Below are 15,784 nucleotides of genomic sequence, written 5' to 3'. Positions count from 1 at the left end.
TTAATTACCTGCTATTGCCTGCTGTAGTGCTTTAATCATTAACAAAGAAGAGGTTGCACCGGGATCTTGGTGACCAATACTGCGTTCGCCTAAATAGCTTGCTCGCCCTTTTTTCGCCAACATTTCAATCGTGGCAACCGCACTCGTTTCTGCTAGCTCAACCATTTCATTCAGTAAGTGATCGGCGCTCATGCCATTTTCTAACGACGCCTTCACGCTAACTAAAACGGGTAACCAAACATCACACATGGTTTTATCACCCAGTTCCGCTTTACCACGAGACACCACGCCATCCACACCGCTTTTTAGTGCATCCACTAACTCTTCAAACGTTAATTGCTCTCGAGTTCCGACAGCGGCAGCCGTGCGAATAAACAGCGTGCCATACAGCGGGCCACTTGCCCCACCGACACTAGAAAGCAAAGTCATGCCCGTATTCTTGAGAATGCTGCCGATATTTTGGTCCGCAAATTGCGGCAGTTTTTCAGCAACTTTTTTAAAGCCTCGGTTCATATTGAGACCATGGTCTGCGTCACCAATATCACGATCAAGGTCGGTCAGAAAATCTTGATTCTCTTGATACGTTTTTGCACATAACTCTAACCAGTGAACGATATGTTGTTTTTCAATTTGCATGTTTGCTCCCCCTTGTTACCACTTGATCGCAGCCGTATCGACAGGAGCATCAAACAGCTCCAACATCTCTTTATTTACTTTCAGCAACGTAATTGAAACGCCTTCCATATCAAGTGACGTACAAAAGTTACCGACCATATTACGCACGATACGGAACCCCGCTTGCTCGCAGTTATGGGCAAGACGGCGGTACACTCCGTAAAGCTCAGAAATTGGCGTTCCGCCCATACCATTCACCATCACAATGTAGTCGTGTTCAGCGGCGAAAGGCTCAATGCTGGATTCCACTTCATCCCATTCACCTTCGTCACGATTCCAAATACGCAATGTGCGCTGATAAGGTGTGTTTTCAGCAACTTCAGCAAACATCTCATCCACTAACGTATCGACGTCGGTGTATTTCACTCGCTTGATACCTGGTTCACCATGGATACCAACACCAAACTCCACTTCATCATCTTCCAGAACAAAAGATGGTTTACCCGCCGCTGGCACAACACAAGCATTAAGCGCCACGCCAAATGAACGACAGTGATTATTAACGCGACGAGCCAGTGCTTCACATTGCTCCAACGAATAACCTTTGTTCGCGGCAGCCCCAACTAACTTCTCAACCAATACCGTTCCAGCAACGCCACGGCGACCAGCGGTATACAGGCTGTCTTTTACGGCCACATCGTCATCCACCAACACCGACCCAACTTTGATGCCATCGGTATGAAGGAGCTCCACGGCCGTTTCAAAGTTCAACACGTCGCCGGTGTAGTTTTTAATGATAAACAGCACGCCTTCACCAGTATTCACTTGGTTACCACATTCGTACATTTGATCTGGCGTAGGTGAAGTAAATACCTCTCCTGGGCAGGCGCCTGTCAGCATACCTTTACCAATAAAACCTGCGTGCAAAGGTTCATGACCACAGCCACCACCAGAAACCAATGCCACTTGCCCCGGCGTTTCCTCATGCCACATGTAACGAGGTTCGTAGTTAGCTTTTAACTCAGGGCGGGACAATGCCAGGCCCTCCATTTGCTGCAATACAACATCATCGACTTGGTTAATTAACTTTTTCATCGTTCTATCTCATTCCATTTATATTTTTATGTAGGGTATGAATTCATCTTAAACAGAGAAAAAACGTGCTCAACAAAAATCAATCCGTTTCATATTGAAACAACGACTTCGGAATTTTCGTTTCAATATGAAACGAAAAACGACAGATTCGCTTGAATAGTGATCGGCGCCATAAAGCATGCTGATGCTTATTACTTCTGACAGTCGGTTTGACACAGAGGTCATAAAAGCATGGAACAAAACCAGAGATATCCTTCACCACCTACCACACCAAACCTAATATAAACCTTATCCCTACAATGGATATTCATTGCAGTCCAAAACACACATAAAAAAGGTTAAAGGTTTGAATTATGGACAAAATTATTATCAGCCCAAGCAAATACGTCCAAGGTGAACAAGTACTTACATCTATCGCTCACTATGTGAAAACATTAGGTGAACGTCCGTTAGTCATTGCCGATGAGTTCGTGACTAACCTGGTTGGTGATGACGTCAAACAAAGCTTTGCTGACGAGAAGCTTCCACTCACTATGAACATTTTTGGTGGCGAATGTTCGCGCGTTGAGATTGAACGCATCACGGACATTTGTGCGACTCAAAAACATGATGTCATTGTCGGTATTGGTGGTGGTAAAACCTTAGATACAGCAAAGGCCGTTGCGTTTTACACCAAAATTCCTGTCGTGGTGGTTCCTACGATTGCCTCGACGGATGCGCCAACCTCTGCTCTTGCGGTGATATACACACCAGAAGGTGAATTTGCGGAATACTTGATGATCCCTAAAAACCCAGACATGGTCATCATGGATACATCAGTCATCGCCAAAGCCCCTGTTCGCCTACTGGTATCGGGGATGGGCGACGCGCTTTCCACCTACTTTGAAGCTCGTGCCAACATGACCTCTGGTAAGGCAACAATGGCCGGTGGGTTAGCGACGCGTTCAGCACAAGCGCTTGCGAAACTTTGCTATGAAACCTTGCTTGAAGATGGTTTAAAAGCAAAAGCTGCGGTAGAAAATGGTGTGAGCACCAAAGCGGTAGAAAATATTATTGAAGCCAATACATACCTAAGCGGTATCGGTTTTGAAAGCAGTGGCCTAGCAGGCGCTCACGCTATTCATAACGGCCTAACCAAGCTCGAAGAGTGTCACCATCTCTATCATGGTGAGAAAGTCGCGTTCGGCACGCTTGTTCAATTGGTGTTAGAAAACGCAGCGATGGAAGAGATTAATACGGTTCTCGCCTTCTGCCGATCTGTAGGTCTACCAACCAACTTATTTGATATGGGCGTTAAAGAGCTTAATCACGATAAGTTGCGCGAGGTCGCCGAAGCTTCAACGGCCGAGGGAGAAACCATCCACAATATGCCATTCCCAGTGACGGCAGAAAATGTCTACTCTGCAATTCTAACCGCTCATCAACTGGGTCAATAACCCAAATAACTTCAAACAAGTTTGAGTCCCAAAGGCAAGCCTTAGCTTGCCTTTTATGCTTCAACTGACTTATCACTTCCATTGACACTTGACGATGGCAACATCATGACAAACTGCGTCTTTTCGTTATCTGATGTTACTTTTATCTGTCCTTCATACGCTTGCACGATAGATTGGGTAATCGACAAACCTAGCCCTGCACCGACGCTGCCGACATGTTGGCGAGACTTATCTGCGCGGTAAAAACGGTCGAAAAGGTACGGTAAGTTTTGCTCGGCAATGGTGTCACCTTGGTTGCTGACCGATATCGTCACCCATTCATCAACCACTTGAACGTCAATCACAATGGTTGAATCAGCATACGCATGACGAATCGCGTTGGAGAGCAAATTGCCCACCGCACGCTCAAACATGTTTTTGTCCATATAGAGCTGACCGTCGCCTGAGTTCACGATTCGAACCTCGGCATCTTCGGCCAATATTTCAAAATACGCGACCAAGCGGTCGATTTCCTCCCGCACCGCAAACACTTCGTCATGGCGATGAATTAGCTTGTTTTCAGCCTTGGCAATGTAGAGCAAATCGTTGATGGTTTTCGTGATGCGGTTGAGTTCTTCTAACGTTGAGGCAATCGCATCCTGATATTCCTCAGGCGTTCGACATGCACCTAAAATGACCTGATTTTGCGTAGTAATGTTGGTGAGTGGCGTTTTTAACTCATGTGCTATATCAGAAGAAAACTCGCTCAAGCGGCGAAAACCAGTTTGCAACCTATCGAGCATCGCGTTGTGTTTGTTGGCTAACTCGCGCAGTTCTATTGGCAACGAATCGGGGTCGAGACGAATGCCCATTTGCTCTGGGGATATCTGTTGAATGTGCTGATTCAACCCCACAATCGGCTTCAACCCACGTTTTACAATCCAACCGCTCAACGCGGAAGAAATCACAAACGCCAAACCGAGCGCCCAAAACAAAATCCAGTCGAGTTTATCCAAAAACAAAATATGGTGGTTGATACTCATGCCGAGCACCACCTGATACTCCCCAGCTTGAAACGCAAACGCGCGGATATTCAGCGAGTCCTCACTCCATTCGATGGCGCGCTCGTGATTTAAAACCTGAGGTGAGCTAATGCTATAGGCTCGGTTCTGAGGAATCGTCAGGCTCGAATTCTGATACACGTTCTGCTTGCCTTCAAACACCCACATGTAGAGCGTGCTGTTATTCGCTTGCTTGAACACATCCTCTGGCGAGCGTTTTAACGCTTTCTCAATGGCATTGAACTTACTGGAAATATAGCTGAAATCTTGCGAATAAAAGTGGCGCTCAATGGCGTACTGTAGGATGAAAGCCAAAGAAAAATAGGTCACGAACGTCATGCTAACAAACATCAGCACGAGCTTATTTTTCATGGAAAAAGGCAGCGAAAACTTAGGCATCACAACTCTCTTCGAGTTTGTAGCCCATCCCTCTGACTGTGTGAATCAGTGGTTTATCGAACGGTTTGTCCACTTTGCTACGCAGACGTTTGACCGCCACATCAATCACATTGGTATCGCTGTCAAAGTTCATATCCCACACTAACGACGCAATAGTGGTACGTGAAAGCACTTGGCCAGTTTTGCGCATCAACAACTCAAGCAGGGCATATTCTTTGGCGGTAAGCGACATCGACTGCCCCGCGCGCGTGGCAACGCGTTTGATCATATCAAGTTCTAAATCTGCCACACGTAATGTTTGCGGCGATGCGACCACTTGCGCGGAAATATGATGACGAAATACGTTTTGAATACGCGCCAGTAGCTCCGCAAACGCGTAAGGTTTTACCACATAGTCATTGGCACCCAGCTCAAAACCGCGCACGCGATCTTCCACTTGCTCCTTCGCTGTCAGCATGATCACTGGGGTGTGAATTCCACTACTGCGCAATGTATTAAGCACCTGCCAACCATCGAGTTTAGGCAACATAATGTCGAGGAGGATTAAGTCATATTCTTCACTGGTAGCGTGATACAGCCCATCGACCCCATCATGTACTAAATCCACCACATACCCAGATTCAATCAAACCTTTTTGCAGATATTCTCCGGCTTTGTGCTCATCTTCGACGATCAATATTTTCAACTTTACTTACCTAGTGTGTTAGCGGGAGGGTGAGAACCTAGTATAAAGATCGAAAAAGAGCATGATGTGAACCACACCATACTCTTCCCCATTGGCAAACCATTATCGATTGTTATCGCGTTCGGCATAATGCACTTTGACATTCACTTTGCCCAAATATTCCAACTGACCATCTTCATTCATGCGTTCTTGCACGGTCACGAAGCCACCATCTTTTAAATGCGTACTGCGAGACTTCACATTAAACGTCAGGATATTGAGCTCTTTATTCAGTTCACGAGCCGTCATGGTTTTAAGTGAATTGAGTTCAGACAGTGCCTGTTGATAAGCCTCATCTGACGTTGCTGTCGGCGTAACTGAGATGGTTTTCATCTCTTCGCGGCTCACGTAGTTACCACCAGTGAAAAGTGGTTGAGCGAATGCAGATGCGCTAGTGATTGCCATTACCGTTACAAAAAGAGCAGTTTTGATTGCGTTCATGTTGTTAACCTTTGAGTGCTTGTTTTCAATGAGGTCATTATTGAACACCGCCTCTGACACCATCCTTTCAACAAAATGACATTTTTGTCATGAAAGCAACCTACTGGCGAAGGCTCTTGAGCGTTCCATTACGCTTAGAATAAGACAAAAAAAGCGGCACATACTCTCGCATGTGCCGCTTGGGATTTTTGCTGTTAAGCGTAATTACTCAACCGTTACCGCTTTCGCTAGGTTACGTGGTTGGTCTACGTCCGTACCTTTGATCAGCGCGACGTAGTATGACAGCAACTGCATTGGGATGGTGTAGTAGATCGCCGCCGTGATTTCACTAACGTGAGGCATCGTGATGATCTTCATTGTTTCATCGCCTTCAAAGCCTGCATCTGCATCTGCGAATACGTATAGAAGGCCGCCACGTGCACGCACTTCTTCAACGTTTGATTTTAGCTTCTCTAGAAGATCGTTGCTTGGTGCAACCACAACAACAGGCATGTCAGCATCAATCAGCGCAAGAGGACCATGTTTCAGTTCACCCGCCGCGTAGGCTTCTGCGTGGATGTAAGAGATCTCTTTCAATTTTAGAGACGCTTCCATCGCGATTGGATAGAATTCACCACGACCTAGGAACAATGTGTGGTGCTTGTCTGCGAAATCCGTCGCTAGTGCTTCAATGTCTTTCTCGAAAGAAAGTGCCGCGTTGATTTGCTTAGGAAGTGCGTGTAGCGCTTCAACAATCTCTTTTTCTTTCTCTTTGCTGACGCGACCTTGCTCTTTACCTAACGCCGTTACCAGCATCAATAGTGCAGAAAGCTGAGTCGTGAACGCTTTGGTTGAAGCGACACCGATTTCGACACCAGCGCGAGTCATGAAAGCAAAATCAGATTCACGAACCAAAGAAGAACCCGCTACGTTACAGATGGTCATCGCCGCCATGTAACCTTTTTCTTTCGCAAGACGAAGGGCTGCTAACGTATCTGCTGTTTCACCAGACTGAGACAACGTAATAAGAAGGCTGTTTGGACGAGTCACAAACTTACGGTAACGGAACTCAGACGCGATTTCGACGTCACAGCTCACGCCAGCAATGTCTTCAAACCAGTAACGCGCTGTCATACCTGCGTTGTAAGACGTACCACACGCAACGATTTGTACGTGTTCTACTTTACTTAGAATGTCAGCCGCATGCACACCGATCGCATCAGTTACAACGGAGTCTGCCGTGATACGGCCTTCCATTGTGTTGATCAACGCTTTAGGTTGCTCATAGATTTCTTTTTGCATGAAGTGGCGGTATTGGCCTTTATCGCCAGCATCATGTTCTGCGTTAGATTCTACGATTTCACGCTCAACCAGCTCGCCCGTTGCGTCAAAGACAGTAACTTCACGGCGAGTGATTTCTGCCACATCACCTTCTTCTAGGTACATGAAACGGCGCGTTACATTCAGTAGCGCAAGTTGGTCAGAAGCCAGGAAGTTTTCACCCACACCAAAACCAATTACGATCGGGCTGCCTGAACGTGCAACTACGATGCGTGAAGGATCTTTGCGATCCAACGCTACCGTGCCGTATGCGCCTTCAAGTTGTTTTGCTGTTTTTTGTACTGCTTCTAGTAGCGTTTCTGAAGTGCGAAGTTCCCACTCAACCATGTGTGCGATAACTTCTGTATCCGTTTGAGATTCAAACACGTAACCACGAGATTGAAGCAATTCACGAAGCTCTTCGTGGTTTTCGATAATACCGTTATGTACAACAGCAATATCGCCAGACATATGTGGGTGTGCATTAACTTCAGATGGTTCACCGTGCGTCGCCCAGCGAGTGTGTGCAATACCCGTTCCGCCGATCACTTTTGCTTCTTCTACTGCATCAGCCAGTTCTTGCACTTTACCCAAGCGACGAACGCGCGTTAGGTTTGACTCGCCATCAACAACAGCAACGCCAGCAGAGTCGTAACCGCGGTACTCTAAGCGGCGTAGACCTTCAACCAAAATTTCTGCAACATCTCGTTGTGCTACTGCACCTACGATTCCACACATGTGTTTATCTCCGTTTGTAGTTTTGTTCTTCCCTAGCCATGTTTCAGATAGAGGCAGCAAGCAAAGGCCTGTATTCAGAGGGAAGTGAAATATGAAACTGATTACATTATTAGATTAGGCGCAAATAACTTTCACGCCATGTTGTTCAATCTGTATTTTGTGTTCTTGCTGAATATCAGCATCCGTCACTAGCACATCAATTTGATGCCAAGCGAGCTCTAAATTCGGGATCTTACGACCGATTTTTTCCGATTCGATCATGACGATCACTTCGCGCGACACTTCCGCCATCACCTTACTCAAACCAACCAATTCATTAAACGTTGTGGTGCCGCGTTCGAGATCGATGCCATCCGCACCGATAAATAGCTGGTCAAAATCGTAAGCTCGTAATACAGATTCGGCTACTTTGCCTTGAAAAGATTCTGAGTGCGTATCCCAAGTCCCGCCAGTCATCAGCAGTGTTGGTTCGCTCTCTAATTCATTAAGGGCGTTAGCAACATGCAACGAGTTGGTCATGACAACTAAGCCACGTTTGTCATTCAACTGTTGAATCAACGCAGCCGTAGTACTGCCACTGTCGATCACTATGCGATTATGGTCTCGAATCAGTGATGCCGCTGCTTTTGCCAAGTTTAGCTTTCGAGTCGAAACATTAGCGCTCAATTCTTCGTGAATGACTTCGGTTGGGATAGCAATCGCACCGCCGTAGCGGCGTAGAAGTTGGCCATTTTTCTCTAAAGAAGCTAAATCCTTTCTAATCGTGACCTCTGAGGTTTCGAATTTCTGAGCGAGTTCGTCAACGCTGACTTCTCCTAGCTCAGAAACCAAGTTAGAAATGGCGTGTCTTCTTAGTTGAGTGTTTCGTTTCGACATTTACGTTTTGAATTTAAGTTTCGATATGAAACTTATTATAGTCAAACCGAAACTTTCAAGTCCATTTATTTCGATCCAAAAAATTAATATTTCTCGATAAAACCTTGTCCTAAGACAATTCTTAAACAGTGATATTGGATTCATTCAGTGGTAGAATTCGCCACCGAAAAGAAAAAAAATTACAGAATTGAAGGCTATTTTTTTGCAACTTTCTGCATATAAAGTGGGATTAGTCACAAAAAGGTAACCAAAATCGCCGATCTTTTAGTCATAAAATGACTAAACTTGGTGAAAGACTTTCAGAATCTGAAGTACTGATAATGAGGCGAAAAATCGGTGGGTGACAGGCACTAAATGTCATCAATAACGCCCTAACTTCAGAGTAAACAACCGACTTTCAAATTGTAACTATACTTACCGGAGAGTATCTTCCATGAAAAAGACCAAAATCGTATGTACGATTGGCCCTAAAACTGAATCTGTAGAGAAGCTAACTGAGCTAGTGAACGCAGGCATGAACGTAATGCGTCTTAACTTCTCTCACGGTGACTACGAAGAACACGGCACTCGTATCGCGAACTTCCGTAAAGTAATGGAAGCTACTGGCAAACCACTAGCAATTCTTCTAGATACTAAAGGTCCAGAAATCCGCACTATCAAGCTAGAAGGCGGCAACGACGTTGATCTAGTAGCTGGTCAAGAATTCACTTTCACAACTGACACTTCAGTTGTAGGTAACAAAGATAAAGTTGCAGTAACTTACGCAGGTTTCGCAGCAGACCTAAACGTAGGTAACACTATCCTAGTCGACGACGGTCTAATCGAGATGGAAGTTATCTCTAAGACTGAAACAGAAGTTAAATGTAAAGTACTTAACAACGGTGCACTAGGCGAGAACAAAGGTGTTAACCTTCCTGGCGTTTCTGTAAACCTACCTGCTCTATCTGAAAAAGATAAGAACGACCTTAAATTCGGTTGTGAGCAAGGCGTTGACTTCGTAGCTGCTTCTTTCATCCGTAAAGCTTCTGACGTTCAAGAAATCCGTGAAGTTCTAGCGGCAAACGGCGGCGAGAACATCCACATCATCTCTAAGATCGAAAACCAAGAAGGTGTTGATAACTTCGACGAGATCCTAGAGCTTTCTGACGGCATCATGGTTGCTCGTGGTGACCTAGGTGTTGAAATCCCAGCTGAAGAAGTAATCTTCGCTCAGAAAATGATGATCGAGAAGTGTAACCGTGCACGTAAGATGGTTATCACTGCAACTCAAATGCTTGATTCTATGATCAACAACCCACGTCCTACTCGTGCGGAAGCAGGCGACGTTGCTAACGCAGTAATGGACGGTACTGACGCAGTAATGCTTTCTGGTGAAACAGCGAAAGGTAAGTACCCAGTTGAAGCGGTAACTATCATGGCTCAAATCGCGAACCGTACTGATTCAGCGCTAAAAGCTGAGCTAGGTTCTCGTCTAGACAGCCCACGTCTACGCATCACTGAAGCAGTATGTAAAGGCGCAGTAGACACAGCTGAGAAACTAGCTGCTCCACTGATCGTTGTTGCAACTGAAGGTGGTAAATCTGCACGTTCAGTACGTAAATACTTCCCAACTGCAAACATCCTAGCACTAACAACAAACAAGAAAACAGCAGCACAACTTGTTCTAACTAAAGGTGTGACGCCAGTTGTTGTTGATTCTATCGAAAGCACTGACGCATTCTACGTAGCAGGTAAAGAGCTTGCTCTAGAGTCTGGTCTAGGTAACAAAGGCGACATCGTAGTGATGGTTTCTGGTGCTCTAGTCGCTTCAGGCACTACGAACACAGCTTCTGTACACGTACTATAATACTGAACTTTTCATACTTCAGTTGATTGATAAAGAGGGCTTATGCCCTCTTTTTTTATATGGCTTTCTTGCTCTAATAATAGCCTAACTGTATCATTCACCATGAGCAGAATTGCGTACTGTTTAATTTTGTCGTCACGATTAAAATTTCTATGAGGTGTATGTGTCCAGTCCCACTCTTACCGACAAAGTATCAAAAATGATCCGTCAGGATATTCTCGATGGCGTGCTTAAACCGGGTCAAAAACTCGTGGTTGCGGAACTCAAAGAGAAGTACAACGTAGGAGCGTCACCCATTCGCGAAGCTTTGGTGCTGTTATCGTGGAGCAAATACGTCAAACTTGAGCCGCAAAAAGGCTGCTGGGTTGCACCTGTATGTAAAGATGAGTTGAATGACTTGTACGAGAGCCTACAAATGGTCTCTGCATGCCTACTAAATAAAGCAATTGTGATTGGCGATGAAAATTGGGAACTGGACGTCCTAACCGCTTATCACAAGTTATCCCGCTCTAAATCTGGCGAAAGCTTTTGCTGGAAGGAATGGGAAGAACGCCATAATCAGTTTCTTACTGCGCTGTTTGAAGGCGCTGGCTCTGCCAATATGTTTGGTTTTTTCCGCGATCTACTCACGCAAATTAAGCGTTACCAATATTTTGCTATGCAAATGTTAGGTACTGGAAACCCAGGGCACTGTAATATCGATGAACAAGAAATGCTGATGAAGACGTCGTTAGATAAAAAGAGCCAGGATGCTTTAGGTTATCTAGAGCGTTATTTGAGACAGTCAATGCAGTGTATCGAAGCGGCCATCGACAACCAATATCGCATACTGGCTAGCGAATAACGCTGAGGCTAAAATAAGCATAAAAATCGGGGTCTATCCCCGATTTTTTGTTTTTGAAAAAGAGCTAAGCAATATCATCGAAACTATGGCATAGCGATACGCAGTTACGCCCTGCACTTTTGGATTCATACAAGGCAATATCAGCACATTTATAAGTACGCGTGCGATCGGAGGTTAAATCACTATACCCGGCGCTAACGGTAATCGCTCTATCACTGCGCAGTTGAACCGCCACACGTAACCGGTTCAATACAACTTCTGCTTCTTCGAGTGTGGTATGCGGCATGATCACCGCAAATTCCTCACCACCGACACGAGACACAAAGTCAGTACTGCGCACCTCTTTAAGAAGAGTCTCAGCGACACTGCAAATCACTTTGTCCCCTTCATCGTGCCCAAGTTCATCGTTAATGCGCTTAAAGTGGTCAATATCAAACAACGCCAAACACGCTGGGGGACTGTCAGGATAACGCTCAATAATCCCGGCATATTGCGCTAATTGCTCTTCAAATTTTCGGCGGTTCCACAAGCCCGTCAAACCATCTTTTTCACTGAGGTTGCGTAGCTTTTCTTCCAGCTCTTTTTGCTCGGATATATCCACCAGCGACGTGATGTAATAGCTTACTTTACCTGACTTGGTTAAGTTTGCCTGAATGCGCATAATGGCGGTAAATACGTGATTAAACTTGGTTCGACAACGAACCTCACCTTCCCAAACGTGCTCGTTCGCAAGCTTATTCCAAATATTGAGGGTCGACTCGAGATCTTCCGGTAAGAAAATTAGATTATGCGCATTCCAGCCTTGAGTATGCTTGGTTGAATAGCCCATCATGTTTTCAAATTCTTGGTTCACCATAATGATTCGATGCGACGCATCTGAGATCATCACCGCAGTCATGCCATCAAGTGCAGCCCGAGCTAACTTCGATTCCATACTATGACGTCGATAGTGCAGGGCTAGCGCGGTCGTTGGTAAAGTAAAACCAAACACCAAACTTAATACAAAAAACGCTTCTTGGATTAAGTCATCAATATCTCGCTGAGATCGAGATAGTAATTGCTCATTGGTAAGATCAATAACCAGATGAAGTGGTTCACTAGAAACAAATTGGATCGTGCTATACGCTATCAAATTCGAGCCGTTGTACTCATAGCCCGAAACTTCTGAGATCATCGTGCGCCAAATGTTGGGGTACATCCGGCCAAAATTAAATTGAGAACGAGCTGGAATAATGTTGCCGTACAAGCGTGATGACTTAGGACTCGCGATATAAAAGCCATCACTTTTAATTAACTCAATATGAAAATCCCGCACCGGTGAGTAGTTGAGTCGAGAAGATAAATACTCAATATCAACATTAAGAACAAGATACCCTTCGCGTTTCCCATTGAGGGAAATCGGCATCAGAATACGCAATGAAGGGCTATAAGGGTAAACAAGCTCACCATTTTCCCGCTCCAGTTCAATCCCCCACGACGCAATTTCATCATTACCTAAACCTTGCGCGTAATGAAAATAATCCCGCTCTGACTTGTCATGTAATTTGAGGGCGGGTGCAGCGATACCCGTTTTGAAATCGTAATTAATCCGTGCTTTTTCCTGACCGGTAATATCAAGAAAACGAATTTGTTTATATAGCTTTTGGTTGATCGCAACCGAGATCCACATATCTTCTAAGATAGAAAGGTTGACTCGGTTCGGCTGACGTAGATAGTCGTAAAGACTTTGGCTGTGACCGAGAAGATCGCTGATCGTCTCAATTTGATCCTGAATATTGTTGTATTCGCGACCAGTATAAGCCAGTTGGTGTAATGCTTCTTGAGCGGTATTCTCAACGTTACTCTCTAATAACGTCAGATATTTCTGATAATAGTAAACTGCAGTGAGCGCACTAAAAAATAGTGCTGTCGCCAACAATGTGCCGACTCGCTTAGGTATTTTCACGCGTCTACTGCCTATAATGCTTACTAAAACGACAATTATATCATTAATTGTTATTTTCTAAACAAAAAGCCACTTAGATTAAGTGGCTTTTCTATATGCAATTAGACAATTACGGTTTGAGTGCGCGCTCACCTCGGGCAATGCCCACTACCCCACTACGAGCAACTTCGACGACTTCAGTTACTTCAGATATCGCTTGAATGAAGGCATCCAACTTTTCACTCGTGCCCGCAAGTTGTACCGTGTATTGAGCAGCAGTGACATCCACGATCTGGCCACGGAAGATGTCTGCCGTCCGTTTCACTTCTGCTCGCGCAAAACCGCTGGCTTTCACTTTCACCATCATCAGTTCACGTTCGATGTGCTCATACTCGGTGACTTCTTGTACTTTCAGCACATCGATCAATTTGTGTAACTGCTTCTGAATTTGCTCCAACTGCATCTCATCAGACGTCGTGGTAATGTTCATTCGCGACAGCGTTTCATCATCTGTCGGTGATACCGTCAAAGATTCAATGTTGTAACCACGTTGAGAGAACAAGCCAACAACACGAGACAACGCACCCGGTTGGTTTTCCAATAGCAATGAAATAATGTGTCTCATATTAAGTTCTCTCCGTTTTGCTTAGCCACATTTTATCCATACCCTCACCTTTAATTTGCATCGGGTATACGTGTTCGGTTTCGTCTACGTTGATGTCCACAAACACCAGACGATCTTTCATATCCAACGCTTTTTGTAGCCCTTCTTCGAGCTGTTCAGGCGTTTCGATACGAATACCGACGTGACCATAAGCTTCTGCAATCGCTGCAAAATCAGGAACAGAACTCATGTAAGAATTAGAGTGACGACCTTGATAAATAATGTCTTGCCACTGCTTTACCATGCCTAAGAATCGGTTGTTTAAATTGATGATCTTCACTGGAATGTCGTATTGCATCGCTGTCGAAAGCTCTTGGATATTCATTTGAATACTGCCATCGCCCGTAACAACCACGACTTCTTCTTGTGGCATGGCAAACTTAACACCCATACCAGCCGGAAGGCCAAATCCCATAGTGCCCAATCCACCCGAGTTGATCCAACGGCGTGGTTTGTTAAATGGGTAGTAAAGTGCTGCAAACATCTGGTGCTGACCCACATCAGAAGCAACATACGCATCACCATTGGTCAGCTTGTGCAAGGTTTCAATCACTTGCTGTGGCTTAATTCGCTCTGGTGACTTCTCATAAGCCAAACAGTTGCGGTCACGCCACACCTGAATGTCATCCCACCATGCGGTGATGGCATCTTCATCGTTCCCACCTTCTTGCTCTGCCAGCAGGCCAAGCATGGTTGTAAGCACTTTTTCCGCAGAGCCTACGATAGGTAAATCCACCTTCACGTTTTTCGAGATCGATGATGGATCGATATCAATATGCATGACTTTTGCGTTTGGGCAGTATTTTTCAAGGTTGTTCGTTGTGCGATCATCAAAACGCACACCGATACCAAAAATGAGATCCGCTTCATGCATCGCCATATTGGCTTCGTAAGTACCGTGCATACCCAGCATGCCCAGTGAGTTTTTATGTGTTCCAGGGAATGCGCCTAGTCCCATCAACGTACTGACTACTGGAAGGTTCAGCTTGTCGGAGAGCTCTAAAATATGTTCATGAGCGCCAGAAATCACAGCACCACCACCGATATAAAGCACTGGTTTTTTCGCTTCTAATAGCGATTTAAGCGCTTTTTTAATCTGGCCTTTATGACCCGACGTCGTCGGCTTGTAAGAACGCATTGAAAGCGTTTCTGGGTATTGGTAAGGCAGTTTGATTTGCGGATTCATTACATCTTTCGGCAAGTCAATCACTACTGGACCAGGTCGACCTGTGGTCGCGATATAAAACGCTTTCTTGATCGTTTCAGGAATATCTTCCGCTTTTTTCACTAAAAAGCTGTGTTTGACCACTGGGCGAGAGACACCAACGATGTCACATTCTTGGAAAGCATCATTACCAATTAGGCTATTAGGTACGTTACCCGAGATAACGATCATTGGGATGGAGTCCATATAAGCCGTGGCAATACCAGTAATGGTATTGGTCGCGCCCGGACCTGAACATACCAGTACGACACCCGGTTTACCGGTAGCGCGAGCGTAACCATCTGCCATATGAGTGGCGGCTTGCTCATGCCTTACAAGTACGTGTTTGATTTGATCGGTTTTGGCATGCAGTGCATCGTAGATATCCAAAACGGAGCCACCTGGGTAGCCAAAGATCTGCTCTACGTGCTCTTCTATCAGAGATTGAACCACCATCTCTGCGCCTGACAACATTGCTGTCATAATTGCTCTCCTTAGCCAGTTTCCTCACCGTAAGGTCAACGGATTGGTCTGGTTTTACATAGTCTAGGTCTTATTCGTAGCCTAATCGAAATACTTCCACGTTTTCGGCTATGTCTTGCGTTCGTCATAACATCCCGCAAGGTTACCCAACAAATG

At 45.2% G+C, this 15,784-nt stretch carries 13 protein-coding genes; 3 read left to right on the top strand and 10 right to left on the bottom strand.

Features of this window, described 5'->3' with window-relative positions; all coding sequences use genetic code 11:
* Positions 1 to 636, bottom strand: a complete 636-nt coding sequence (gene dhaL, locus B7360_RS03855; RefSeq protein ID WP_053304323.1) for a dihydroxyacetone kinase subunit DhaL — start codon at positions 634 to 636, stop codon at positions 1 to 3.
* Between the two features lie 15 nt (positions 637 to 651).
* Complete coding sequence (gene dhaK / locus B7360_RS03850; protein ID WP_085342749.1) at positions 652 to 1,710, bottom strand: dihydroxyacetone kinase subunit DhaK; 1,059 nt, start codon at positions 1,708 to 1,710, stop codon at positions 652 to 654.
* A gap of 353 nt (positions 1,711 to 2,063) precedes the next feature.
* Here dhaK and B7360_RS03845 point away from each other — a divergent pair, with 353 nt between their 5' ends.
* Positions 2,064 to 3,146 carry a glycerol dehydrogenase gene (locus B7360_RS03845; RefSeq protein WP_025631419.1) on the top strand — a complete coding sequence of 361 codons (1,083 nt, stop codon included), beginning with the start codon at positions 2,064 to 2,066 and terminating at the stop codon, positions 3,144 to 3,146.
* Positions 3,147 to 3,199: 53 nt separating this feature from the next.
* Here B7360_RS03845 and B7360_RS03840 read toward each other — a convergent pair whose 3' ends face one another.
* From B7360_RS03840 to B7360_RS03820, 5 genes are all read right to left on the bottom strand, one after another.
* A complete protein-coding gene (locus B7360_RS03840; RefSeq protein ID WP_085342748.1) occupies positions 3,200 to 4,585 on the bottom strand; it encodes a heavy metal sensor histidine kinase in 1,386 nt (461 codons plus the stop codon).
* Complete coding sequence (locus B7360_RS03835; RefSeq protein WP_005392236.1) at positions 4,578 to 5,270, bottom strand: heavy metal response regulator transcription factor; 693 nt, start codon at positions 5,268 to 5,270, stop codon at positions 4,578 to 4,580. The genes B7360_RS03840 and B7360_RS03835 overlap by 8 nt, the downstream gene beginning before the upstream one ends.
* Positions 5,271 to 5,372: 102 nt before the next feature.
* Positions 5,373 to 5,750, bottom strand: a complete 378-nt coding sequence (locus B7360_RS03830) for a DUF3316 domain-containing protein (protein WP_031815906.1) — start codon at positions 5,748 to 5,750, stop codon at positions 5,373 to 5,375.
* Positions 5,751 to 5,954: 204 nt separating this feature from the next.
* Positions 5,955 to 7,787 (bottom strand): glutamine--fructose-6-phosphate transaminase (isomerizing), encoded by a 1,833-nt coding sequence (gene glmS / locus B7360_RS03825; RefSeq protein WP_005392238.1) that lies wholly within the window; start codon positions 7,785 to 7,787, stop codon positions 5,955 to 5,957.
* Positions 7,788 to 7,901: 114 nt separating this feature from the next.
* Positions 7,902 to 8,663, bottom strand: coding sequence for a DeoR/GlpR family DNA-binding transcription regulator (locus tag B7360_RS03820; protein ID WP_005392240.1), 762 nt, complete (start codon positions 8,661 to 8,663; stop codon positions 7,902 to 7,904).
* Between the two features lie 433 nt (positions 8,664 to 9,096).
* Between B7360_RS03820 and pykF the strand changes: the two genes are divergently transcribed.
* Both pykF and B7360_RS03810 read left to right on the top strand, forming a co-directional pair.
* On the top strand, positions 9,097 to 10,509 hold the full coding sequence (pykF, locus tag B7360_RS03815) for a pyruvate kinase PykF (protein WP_005392243.1): 1,413 nt from the start codon (positions 9,097 to 9,099) through the stop codon (positions 10,507 to 10,509).
* Between the two features lie 157 nt (positions 10,510 to 10,666).
* Positions 10,667 to 11,353 carry a GntR family transcriptional regulator gene (locus B7360_RS03810; protein WP_082240136.1) on the top strand — a complete coding sequence of 229 codons (687 nt, stop codon included), beginning with the start codon at positions 10,667 to 10,669 and terminating at the stop codon, positions 11,351 to 11,353.
* Positions 11,354 to 11,417: 64 nt separating this feature from the next.
* Here the strand turns inward: B7360_RS03810 and B7360_RS03805 are convergent, their stop codons facing one another.
* The 3 genes from B7360_RS03805 to B7360_RS03795 form a co-directional block, all read right to left on the bottom strand.
* Entirely contained in the window at positions 11,418 to 13,298 is a 1,881-nt protein-coding gene (locus tag B7360_RS03805; protein ID WP_005392251.1) for a GGDEF domain-containing protein, read from the bottom strand.
* A 109-nt stretch (positions 13,299 to 13,407) separates the two neighbouring features.
* A complete protein-coding gene (gene ilvN, locus B7360_RS03800) occupies positions 13,408 to 13,902 on the bottom strand; it encodes an acetolactate synthase small subunit (RefSeq protein ID WP_005392253.1) in 495 nt (164 codons plus the stop codon).
* A gap of 1 nt (position 13,903) precedes the next feature.
* On the bottom strand, positions 13,904 to 15,628 hold the full coding sequence (locus B7360_RS03795) for an acetolactate synthase 3 large subunit (protein WP_085342747.1): 1,725 nt from the start codon (positions 15,626 to 15,628) through the stop codon (positions 13,904 to 13,906).
* Positions 15,629 to 15,784: the final 156 nt, after the last annotated feature.

It is taken from the genome of Vibrio sp. ArtGut-C1 (assembly GCF_002105475.1).
GTDB classification, from domain to species: Bacteria; Pseudomonadota; Gammaproteobacteria; order Enterobacterales; family Vibrionaceae; genus Vibrio; species Vibrio diabolicus.
The sequence above is the reverse complement of the archived record's forward strand: the minus strand, read 5'-3'. Positions and strand labels throughout refer to the sequence as shown.

Coding starts and splice junctions, on each gene's coding strand:
- dhaL (WP_053304323.1), bottom strand. CDS start 636: ATGCAAATTGAAAAACAACATATCGTTCACTGGTTAGAGTTATGTGCA.
- dhaK (WP_085342749.1), bottom strand. CDS start 1,710: ATGAAAAAGTTAATTAACCAAGTCGATGATGTTGTATTGCAGCAAATG.
- B7360_RS03845 (WP_025631419.1), top strand. CDS start 2,064: ATGGACAAAATTATTATCAGCCCAAGCAAATACGTCCAAGGTGAACAA.
- B7360_RS03840 (WP_085342748.1), bottom strand. CDS start 4,585: ATGCCTAAGTTTTCGCTGCCTTTTTCCATGAAAAATAAGCTCGTGCTG.
- B7360_RS03830 (WP_031815906.1), bottom strand. CDS start 5,750: ATGAACGCAATCAAAACTGCTCTTTTTGTAACGGTAATGGCAATCACT.
- glmS (WP_005392238.1), bottom strand. CDS start 7,787: ATGTGTGGAATCGTAGGTGCAGTAGCACAACGAGATGTTGCAGAAATT.
- B7360_RS03820 (WP_005392240.1), bottom strand. CDS start 8,663: ATGTCGAAACGAAACACTCAACTAAGAAGACACGCCATTTCTAACTTG.
- pykF (WP_005392243.1), top strand. CDS start 9,097: ATGAAAAAGACCAAAATCGTATGTACGATTGGCCCTAAAACTGAATCT.
- ilvN (WP_005392253.1), bottom strand. CDS start 13,902: ATGAGACACATTATTTCATTGCTATTGGAAAACCAACCGGGTGCGTTG.
- B7360_RS03795 (WP_085342747.1), bottom strand. CDS start 15,628: ATGACAGCAATGTTGTCAGGCGCAGAGATGGTGGTTCAATCTCTGATA.